This is a genomic window from Bacillus sp. AFS098217, assembly GCF_002551815.1.
Lineage (GTDB): Bacteria > Bacillota > Bacilli > Bacillales > Bacillaceae_G > Bacillus_A.
In genome coordinates, this window is record NZ_NVPR01000040.1 from 33,654 (window position 1) to 42,460 (window position 8,807).

Below are 8,807 nucleotides of genomic sequence, written 5' to 3' on the forward strand. Positions count from 1 at the left end.
AAGGAGTACCTTTGTTTGTTTATCGATCATGCTATGTCCATTTCCATATTTTCGAAGTCAATTTCTTCTTGCTCTGGTTGTTCTTGTGCCTTTTCTTGTTCTTTCACACGTCTCTTATGTTCCAAACCTAAGAACTTAACAAGGCCTGTAAGCTGTTGAAGATTCAACTCTGCTGCTGAAACTTTGAAATGTTTAACTGCAATTTCTTGCAAATCATCATTTGTCATGTTGTATTCGTTAAGTTTCGTCATTACTTCACTTTGCTTTTTCTTTAACTCAGCTTCTTGATCTACTGTTTCGCCTTCTTCTACTTGAATTTGATTCGGCTTATTCGGTGTGATATCTACGCGTTCATAAGATGGTGTTTCATCGATTGAATTACTTGAAATTGGTTCATCTTCTCCAATTTCGATGCCGTATTGTTGTTTAGCGGCGCGCTTTGTTAAATGCTTCTTAAACATGTCATTGAACCAACTCTTCCACATGCTACTGTTACGGCCAGTTTTCATATGTTCAACTTCACTAGCTTCCATAAGAACAACTACATCATCAAATCCTTCACGTTTCGCAACTGCATATCCACCAACAACTTGTCCTCTTGGGAACCCAACTGAATGCGTGATTTCTTTACTTGCTGCATTAAACTTAAATTCATCATTTTCGTGTACCAGTTGAACATCTACGCCTTTGTATCCGTCCGATTTACGAGCGAGAGACAGAATCCCTTCTACTGCAATTTGAATGCTCATTGTTGGACCTTTCTGGCTGTTATATACAATGCAATGAACATGATTTAGGAAAGGATTTAACCCAGAATTCACACAAGTTTGTACGAATAAAGCGAATTGTTCATTTGTTGTTCCTGCTGCGATTGTGCTTTTGATTGTATCTAACTCCATTTTTGTAAAATTACCGATTACCTTATCTGTATTAGGTGCTGCTGTTACTTGATTAGACATTGATTACTTCCTCCTTTTGAATTCCTTCTGCTTTTATCGTGAACTCTGTATCTTCGACCTTCGCAATAATTAACTGTCCTGCTGGCTTTGTGAAATGTAGAATACTTTCAGCGTTATCAACGAATGTTGGTGCTACTAGTTGAGATTGTTTGCTCAATACTTCGACAAGTTCTAATCCTGCTTTAATCTTTTCAGCTGTAGAAAGTCTACTGTATGGCTTACCGTCCATTAAGATTTCAAATGTCACTCTCTCTTCACCGTTTTTAAGAGTTTCGTAGAGCTGTACATTAATGTTTGTAAATAAGCTTTGAATCTTGTTAACCATCAACTCAGAACGTTTTGTACGGAATTCTTTGATTGCATCAATAATTGCTAGTGACTCATTCTTTTCTTTACGAATTTTCTCTTGCGTGCTTGCTGCTTCATCAATTTCTTTCTGCAATAGCTCAAGTTGTTGTGATTTTCGTAGTAATCCGTTTAACTCGTAAATCTTTTCATCGATGTCTCTCGTTTGAGTAAGATCTACTTCTTCAAGGGACATTTCTTTTATAGAAGCTTCTAGCTCTTTTAACTTCTTAACCATGCTTGAACCAAGTTGTTTCGCTTCTTCAAAACGTTTAATTTTGTTCTGTTTTACTTGTTCAACTGCTTCATCTTGTAAGGCTTGTCCACATGTATGGCATGTGTCTTGCAATTTCTCATCTCTTATGCCAAGAACAACGTTTTTTTGTTGTAAAACTTGCTGTTTTACGCCATCAATTTGGTACTGCAACTGGTTATATTGTTGCTGTTTTTTCTGTGAATCTTTAATTGTTTTATCGATTTCTGCTCGTTTCGCTTGTAATTCAGACAGTTGCTTTTCAATTTCCTCTTTATTAACATCGTCACTCTCATCTTTTTGTTTTTCATATTGTTCTTTTAATGTGATTACTCGTTCACTTGCACGTTCATATGATTTCTCATGTGTTTTCTTACGTTCCGCATGTAGTTTTTGTAAGTCATCTAGTGAATGTTTCTTCATCTTTTCTTCTAACAACTCAACTTCTAATTTAGATAGTTCAGCAAACACTTCTTGTTTCAACGGCTCCGATACATATTGCAACAACTGTGTGCGTTGATCTTGCCAATGTTGTGAAGAAAAATAATTAGGGTTAAATATTGATAGGAATAAGTTTTTATCGAACAATGACTCTACCAGTTCATTGAATTTCGTTGCTTTTTCTGGAACCTCATTTACGTAATACTTGGCTGTTTTCTTTTGTGTACGTCCAAGCAAAATATCTTTATCATCTACCTGGATAAGAAGTTCTACTTTGATTTCTGCATCAGCATTACTGATTGGCTTTGGATCATTCTTTACTCCGTATGGATCAATACCGTATAAAACCCATGTAATTGCTTCTCCTACGGATGATTTACCAGCACCATTGCGACCGCTGATTGTAGTTATTTCTCCAAAAGCTACTTCAAGACTGTCATGATTCTTGAAATTAACAACACGTAGTTCTTTAAAATTGATTTTCATTATTTTTCCTCCTTGTTATGAAGAGAAAACATTTGGTATAATATAAGTGAGTTATTAATAATGTTTTCTCCAAGACGACTTAGGGGTAAGTCGTCTTTTTATTTTGTTTTGATTCCTTTTCCCCAGCATTTATAGATAGGGATGATTGGCATTAACTCAACAATGTCAGCCTTCCATTCAGACGGTTCACCTTCAAAACGACTTTCCGCTTCATAATGTTCAAATCTGCATAAGTACTTGTTTCCTTCTAAGTCATTGCAATATGTTGGTTCGAAATTAGGTAACATATTAGTTCCCCTTTCTGATGCTTTGTACATCGAAGTGGTCATCCATGTATTCAGTAAACTCATCTTGTTTTTCAATAATTTCTTCCCATGTACTAAACACGTCTATCACCTTTTTCTTTGCCAACCTTAGGTTTTCTATGTTTAATAGCACAAGAAGCATGTTGTGTTCTCCATCCGCCTTGGAATCTTTCAAAGTGACCTTCACCTACACCGACTTTTTTAGCGCATCTGTAGCAAAAGCCTTCATATTTATTTCTCATTTTAATTCCCCTTTCTTGATGCTGTACGCATCATCACAGTCGAGAACCGGTGGGGTAGTTGGTATTACAGACAGATTCAGTTCTCGACCATGATGACAAGCACAGAGCTTGTCTTATTTCGTTTTTGATTCTTTTTGGATTTCCAAAAGAGCATGAAAGGTATTCCTTTTAATTGTTTCTAATAATCGAAATGCTTCGTGAGCTGTATAACCTTCTTCTTCAACTAACCTTGTAAGACCAGTGATTATTAGTTGTTGACCAAAGCTATTTAGATTCAATTCGTCTTTATTCACTTTCCATTCCCCTGGATACTTTCAGATGATTCGCTATTTTGCGCTTCCAATTGGTCTAAAGCTTCCCAGAACCATTCTGTTCCTTTGATGATAACGCGAGTTTCATTTTCCTTTGCAATGAACGCTTTAATGACTTGACTATCAGTAATCAATGACCATTCTTTATTAAGACTTCTTTCAAAGTACTCTCTAGCTTCGTTGTAATCATCTCCATAACCAGTAGTTAGATTAACCGTTCCATCTGTACATTTGATTAAGAAAGAATATTTTTTTGAGTTCCCCATTTCCCATTTCCCCTTTATCAGTTATTTAACTAACTCAGCTAAAACGATGTAACCATGATGTTTTATAATGGTGCCTACGCTGCCATATACACCTCTAGCCTTTAAATCTCGTATCATTTTGATGATGTTTTCTTTCTCTTCTTTGTCCCGCTGCTCTTTATTTGTCATCGTTTTACATCCTTTGTCCAACGTTTGATTGGCTTATCGAACAAAGCTACGAGTGAAATACCACCGCAAATTATTAGCGCTATGATTAAAAGTGTTAATGTACTTTCTTCCATCAGATTGCCTCCCTTTAATTGATGACTTTTAAGTATCTAGGTCTAGGCTGCTTCACTTCTGTTGTTTTCCCTGTCTCGTTATCTACCATTATTTTTTTGCCGCCGTATGTTTCATGCATTGTGTATGTTTTCATGTTTGGAAACACTTCTTCGAAAAGGCTTTTTCCTGTTTCTAAACGATTCAATTTACTTATGATTGATAGTGAGTTGACTGCAAATAATGAAATACGTATATTGTGATACTCCCAAAGGAATTCATCGATTTTTTCGCCAATTAAACTATGTTCATCTAATCCATTGATGTATTCTTTTGTATAGAAATAATCTTTTACTTCTCGCTTTTTACCGTCATAATGTTTATCTATTGGAAAGATATTCTCGAACTCTTTTGGAGTTAATAAACTCATAAAGCGTTTTATTGTATTGATAAAAATCAATTTTTCTTCTAGTGACTCTCTATCTTCATCTCTTTTAGATAAAGAACTTATGAATTTCATTGCTGAAAATATAAGGCGTTTCAAAGCATCTCTATTGGAATGTGTTTTATCTGTATAAACTTCCTTAGTTGATTTCACAAACATTCTGTAATAAATGTTTGTGAAATCAGTCTTTGGTTTTGGAGTTCCGTTAATTACTTGTAATGCCATTATTTTCACCCCACATTACTCTGAGAAAATGAAACTTGATATTTGATTGCCATTTCTTTTATTACTGCTAAATAAATTTCAAGAAGCTTTTTATCTTCACCGATCACATCTAATTTAGAAACTTTATCGATTTTAGATTTAGGCGCACCTTCTAAGGCCATTTTCTTCTTCTTGTTCGTAACACGAATGTTTAGGTTAGCCTTTGCTCTATATTCCAACATGTCATAACTTTCATTTCTAATATCACGGTGTGCATTGTAACCACCAAGCTTAGAAGCGATTCTATTTATAAGATTAGTTGTCTCTTTTCTCCAGTCTGTTGAGTTTAAAGAAACTATCTCACTGATGTTATGTACTTGTTGTTTGGTTTCGATGATTTCTTTTTTTAGATTCTTTTGTTCTAGATCTTGTTCGGCTAATGTTATAAATAGCTTTTGGAACATTTGTAACTCTGGTCTTAATCGCGTTGTATCGATTTGCTGACTTCTCATATCGAAATAATCGTCAACGAATCTGTCATATAGTTCCCAAGCTGTATCATCTTCCAAAACTTTCAAAAGTTTTGCATATCCTCTTTCTGAAAGAATATAAATGTTCCCATTTCGGCCGCGGTATGAATTTATTGCCTGTTGCGTGAATCCAAACTGTTGAATTTCGGTGTCCGTCAGCCCGACACCTAATAAATCAATGATATCTACACCGTTTTTAAATCTTTTTCGGTTTTCATTAATACGCTGATTAATATGTTTCACTTCTTTTTCATGAATTTCAGCGATTTCTTTAACTAGCATTGCTTTCTTATTTTGACCAAATCCACCTTCGATTCCGGTGAATTCATAACCAGCTACATTTTGTTTGCCGATAATTTTTAATTGATTCATTTTCTTTCCTCCTTACAGTTACCCTTAGGGTAACTATGTGTTAAAAAAAATTACACTTCAATTTTCTTTTTCATTAATTCGTCTATCGTTACACCAAAAACTTCCGAGTAAGCGCATAAGGTTTGCAAGCTAGGATTCTTAACTCCATTTTCATATCTAGAGATTGTTTCTTTAGCTTTATTAAGCTGTTCACCAAGTTCTCGTTGTGTCATATTATGCTTACGGCGAAGTTCTAAAAGTAATTGATGGTTAACTTTCATTTATGATCACCTCGTTTACAATTTTTATTATACACACAAGTTACCCTCAGGGCAACTTTTATTTTTATTTTTTTATAAATTGTTTTTTATCTCTATTTAAGTAACGAAAAATAGGTAAAAATATAAAAGGTTTTATTTTAATTATTCTCTTTTGATGTTTACTTAGGGGAAACTTTCGTATTAATATATAACTAAAGGTTGACCTTGTGGGTAACTTTTTTTAAGGGGAGGAAATATATAAATGTTTAATGAACGATTAAAACAATTGAGGATAGATAAAAATTTTACTCAGCAAGAACTGGCTGAACTAACAGGACTAACTAAAGCGACTATTTCGAGATTTGAAGGAAATAAAAAGACTCCTTCTAGAGAATCTGTGACAAAATTATCTAAGGTATTGAATGTTACAACTGATTATCTATTAGGATTATCTGAAGATCCTGAACTTAACGAAGAGGAAAATAAGATTGTTACTGAAGAAGGAAAAAATATAATGGCCATAATAGAAAGTCTCCCAGAAGAGGAACGAAAAAAGGCTTGGGAGCAACTAGAAATGTACGTTAATTATATGCAAACTAAAAAGAGCAATTAATGAAAGAAGACTACCTTGTGCGGCAGTCTTCTTTTTTTATGTATTTGGTTTTTCTTTATATGATTCATCAAGGCAAATCTTTAAAATATCTTCTGCCTTTGTTACTCCATTCGTTTTTAACCCCAATTTTACAGCTTCTCTTACTAATTGTTCTTTTGTCATCCCCGACATCCTCCAGTTTCTTCATAGTAGTTTGTGAATCATTCACAATGTTTGCGTTTTTGCTTATTTTTTCTAAAACGCAATTTCCCCGTAAAGTAAGAATGACACCGCCTATTAAATAGACGATGTCATTCTATAAATATATTAAACTTTTACCAGCCGCCGCCACCGGGATCAACTTTAAAAAGCTGAACCTGTTGCTTTTCTGCTGCTACTTGCTTATCTTGTTCTTGCTTAATGTTTGTGTTACTTAATGTGAACACTCCCAAAACAGCAAGAACAGAGATAATAGAAAGTATTTTTTTCATTATTATCACCCAAGTATATTATACCATTTTTTCAATCTATACCCAAGTGGATTTTTGGTAATTTCGCATAAAAGTTACTATTATTCGCAATAAACATTTCTAACGATTTTTCAATAATACGAACATCATTTTTAGCTAATCCTAAATAAAAAGTAGAAAACTCATTTAAAAATCCTTTTTCTTCTTTTATCTTCGCTAGAATTTCAAGTGCTAATTTAATATTCCTTTTTCTAATCGCTAAAAAAGCTTCCTCTGGCAAATCTAAATCCCCATACAATGTATCAAGATCCTTATTATGATAAATTTTTAAGAAATTCAATGTTCTTTCAACCGCTCGTTTTCTTCTCTGTATTTCTTTGTTAAAAGAACAACCTAAAGTATATAGAGCTTGTTCAAAATGGAATTTAGATTGTGTATAATTTTCAAAGATGTATGACTCTGCAATATTATAATGAGCGTTTGCTTTTTGGATTACAAAATTCGGTTCGTTATTGCAGATTTCCAATAAACTAAATGAATTATCACGAACTTTTAGAATTTGTGAATCCATTAATAATACCGCATTCATCCCTTCTTTCAACCTTACAGTATAACTAGTACGAATGAACTTATTTTTGATTTTAGAAACTCTTTTTTCAATTTTTTTCATCCGTTTAAATAGTGATTTGTAATTGCGTAATTGGTAAGCTGTTTGGCATCTCAATATATCAATAAAAATCATCATTTCTTTCGAACTAACTTCATATCGTTTTTCTTCTAGCAAATCATCAAATTCATCTAAACTAAGTTTGTCAGCTTCCATGTTTCGACGATAAATCAAATCATATATTTCTATCCATTCATCATCGTCAGTTTCTAAGTATTTTTGCTCATTCTTTTCTTTTTCTTTCCGTTTTTGGTCGATTCTCTTTTTTTCTTTCACGATTAATTCTTTAAGCATTCCGAATTCTCCACGAAATGATAAATACTCCATAGCTTCTTTAACATTCTCGGGTTTAGCAAATTTCAAGTATTCCCTAACGATATCTCTACGAATAACATGATCTTCGTATAAATGTATTAAAGTTTTAGTTAAAAAACAAAAACTTATTTGTATATGGCCATTAAATATCCTTGAAACATTACCAGAAGATACTCCCCATAATTTAGCTAAATCTTCATTAGTGATTCCTACTGCGTACAAATCGTCATGAAGTTTGTTTAATAATACTTGCATTATTTTTTGTCCCCCTTTTGGACAAAAAAAGACACGCAAACCCTAATATTTTACATTTACAGGAAAACGTGCCACTCTTTTTTCTAAGTTGTGCTATAATATGTGTGTAAAGATCCGCGACAATGTTCCCTAGGATGGTAGGGGATAGTGTAAGAGTGTTACAGCACTACTTGCACCGTGGGTCTTTTTTCTTACGTCCGTTTTTTTTAGTTGCTTACATAATACCACAAATTTCCCAATATTCGGTCATCTGATTGTCAGAATTTTGTTGAGAAAGTTCGAAAACCGCAACGTATCAACGTTTTCTGACGAAATATGCAATTATGCATTTTTTTCATATTTTCATATTTCAATAACCTACGTACATATTTTACCACTAATCAAACATTTGTTCTATACATATTTTTATTGGTCGAAAACATGACGTTGTTTTATTTTACAGTCAGAGTATCGACCAATTATGGTATAGTGATAAGGCGATTATTATACTCAAACTATGAAAACTACAGTCGGACAGAATATTAAAAAGTTAAGAATGTCTTTTGGTTTAACGCAAGCACAACTATCAGACCGAACAGGTTTATCACGCGGACAGATTAAAAATTGGGAAACTGATCGGCATGAACCTGACTTACAAAGTCTTAAAGTTCTTGCGTCCTTTTTCAACACCTCCACAGACGCCCTTCTTAGCTTCGAGAGCAAGAAAGAAGATGAATTACTAGGATTACTATTCAATGACATCCAAAGAGCTTATGAGGAGCTGGACGGACGTCAACAAGGGCGTTTTGCAAAACAAGTTGCCCTTTACGTAAAAATGATACAAAACAATAAAGACATATTGTAATTATGTTG

15 protein-coding genes are annotated in these 8,807 nt (G+C 33.7%); 2 read left to right on the plus strand and 13 right to left on the minus strand.

Annotated elements, in window-relative coordinates; translation table 11 throughout:
- Positions 1 to 26: 26 nt before the first annotated feature.
- From COO03_RS11915 to COO03_RS11950, 10 genes are all read right to left on the minus strand, one after another.
- Positions 27 to 959 (minus strand): RecT family recombinase, encoded by a 933-nt coding sequence (locus COO03_RS11915; RefSeq protein ID WP_097897391.1) that lies wholly within the window; start codon positions 957 to 959, stop codon positions 27 to 29.
- Entirely contained in the window at positions 952 to 2,484 is a 1,533-nt protein-coding gene (locus COO03_RS11920; protein ID WP_097897392.1) for an AAA family ATPase, read from the minus strand. Before COO03_RS11920 ends, COO03_RS11915 begins: the two co-directional genes overlap by 8 nt.
- Before the next feature lie 98 nt (positions 2,485 to 2,582).
- Positions 2,583 to 2,771 carry a hypothetical protein gene (locus COO03_RS11925; protein WP_097897393.1) on the minus strand — a complete coding sequence of 63 codons (189 nt, stop codon included), beginning with the start codon at positions 2,769 to 2,771 and terminating at the stop codon, positions 2,583 to 2,585.
- 1 nt (position 2,772) lies between these two features.
- Complete coding sequence (locus COO03_RS26415; protein WP_141523137.1) at positions 2,773 to 2,964, minus strand: hypothetical protein; 192 nt, start codon at positions 2,962 to 2,964, stop codon at positions 2,773 to 2,775.
- 180 nt (positions 2,965 to 3,144) lie between these two features.
- Positions 3,145 to 3,324, minus strand: coding sequence for a hypothetical protein (locus COO03_RS11930; protein WP_097897394.1), 180 nt, complete (start codon positions 3,322 to 3,324; stop codon positions 3,145 to 3,147).
- A complete protein-coding gene (locus tag COO03_RS11935) occupies positions 3,321 to 3,608 on the minus strand; it encodes a hypothetical protein (RefSeq protein WP_097897395.1) in 288 nt (95 codons plus the stop codon). The genes COO03_RS11930 and COO03_RS11935 overlap by 4 nt, the downstream gene beginning before the upstream one ends.
- A 21-nt stretch (positions 3,609 to 3,629) precedes the next feature.
- The gene (locus COO03_RS27035) at positions 3,630 to 3,776 is read right to left on the minus strand and encodes a hypothetical protein (protein WP_170958127.1); all 147 of its coding nucleotides are present in this window, start codon (positions 3,774 to 3,776) and stop codon (positions 3,630 to 3,632) included.
- 127 nt (positions 3,777 to 3,903) lie between these two features.
- On the minus strand, positions 3,904 to 4,536 hold the full coding sequence (locus tag COO03_RS11940) for a hypothetical protein (RefSeq protein WP_097897396.1): 633 nt from the start codon (positions 4,534 to 4,536) through the stop codon (positions 3,904 to 3,906).
- Between the two features lie 5 nt (positions 4,537 to 4,541).
- On the minus strand, positions 4,542 to 5,417 hold the full coding sequence (locus COO03_RS11945; RefSeq protein WP_097897397.1) for an ORF6N domain-containing protein: 876 nt from the start codon (positions 5,415 to 5,417) through the stop codon (positions 4,542 to 4,544).
- A 50-nt stretch (positions 5,418 to 5,467) separates the two neighbouring features.
- Positions 5,468 to 5,677: a helix-turn-helix domain-containing protein gene (locus COO03_RS11950; RefSeq protein WP_097897398.1), complete on the minus strand. Its 210-nt coding sequence runs from the start codon at positions 5,675 to 5,677 to the stop codon at positions 5,468 to 5,470.
- Positions 5,678 to 5,918: 241 nt separating this feature from the next.
- On the opposite strand from COO03_RS11950, the gene COO03_RS11955 reads away from it, so the two are divergent.
- Positions 5,919 to 6,269 (plus strand): helix-turn-helix domain-containing protein, encoded by a 351-nt coding sequence (locus tag COO03_RS11955; protein ID WP_097897399.1) that lies wholly within the window; start codon positions 5,919 to 5,921, stop codon positions 6,267 to 6,269.
- 36 nt (positions 6,270 to 6,305) lie between these two features.
- Here the strand turns inward: COO03_RS11955 and COO03_RS27575 are convergent, their stop codons facing one another.
- From COO03_RS27575 to COO03_RS11960, 3 genes are all read right to left on the minus strand, one after another.
- Positions 6,306 to 6,431, minus strand: coding sequence for a hypothetical protein (locus COO03_RS27575; protein ID WP_257132037.1), 126 nt, complete (start codon positions 6,429 to 6,431; stop codon positions 6,306 to 6,308).
- A 152-nt stretch (positions 6,432 to 6,583) separates the two neighbouring features.
- Positions 6,584 to 6,739, minus strand: coding sequence for a hypothetical protein (locus tag COO03_RS27040; RefSeq protein WP_170958126.1), 156 nt, complete (start codon positions 6,737 to 6,739; stop codon positions 6,584 to 6,586).
- 31 nt (positions 6,740 to 6,770) lie between these two features.
- Positions 6,771 to 7,955: an AimR family lysis-lysogeny pheromone receptor gene (locus COO03_RS11960; protein WP_097897400.1), complete on the minus strand. Its 1,185-nt coding sequence runs from the start codon at positions 7,953 to 7,955 to the stop codon at positions 6,771 to 6,773.
- Between the two features lie 496 nt (positions 7,956 to 8,451).
- Here COO03_RS11960 and COO03_RS11965 point away from each other — a divergent pair, with 496 nt between their 5' ends.
- A complete protein-coding gene (locus tag COO03_RS11965; protein WP_097897401.1) occupies positions 8,452 to 8,799 on the plus strand; it encodes a helix-turn-helix domain-containing protein in 348 nt (115 codons plus the stop codon).
- Positions 8,800 to 8,807 lie beyond the last annotated feature (8 nt).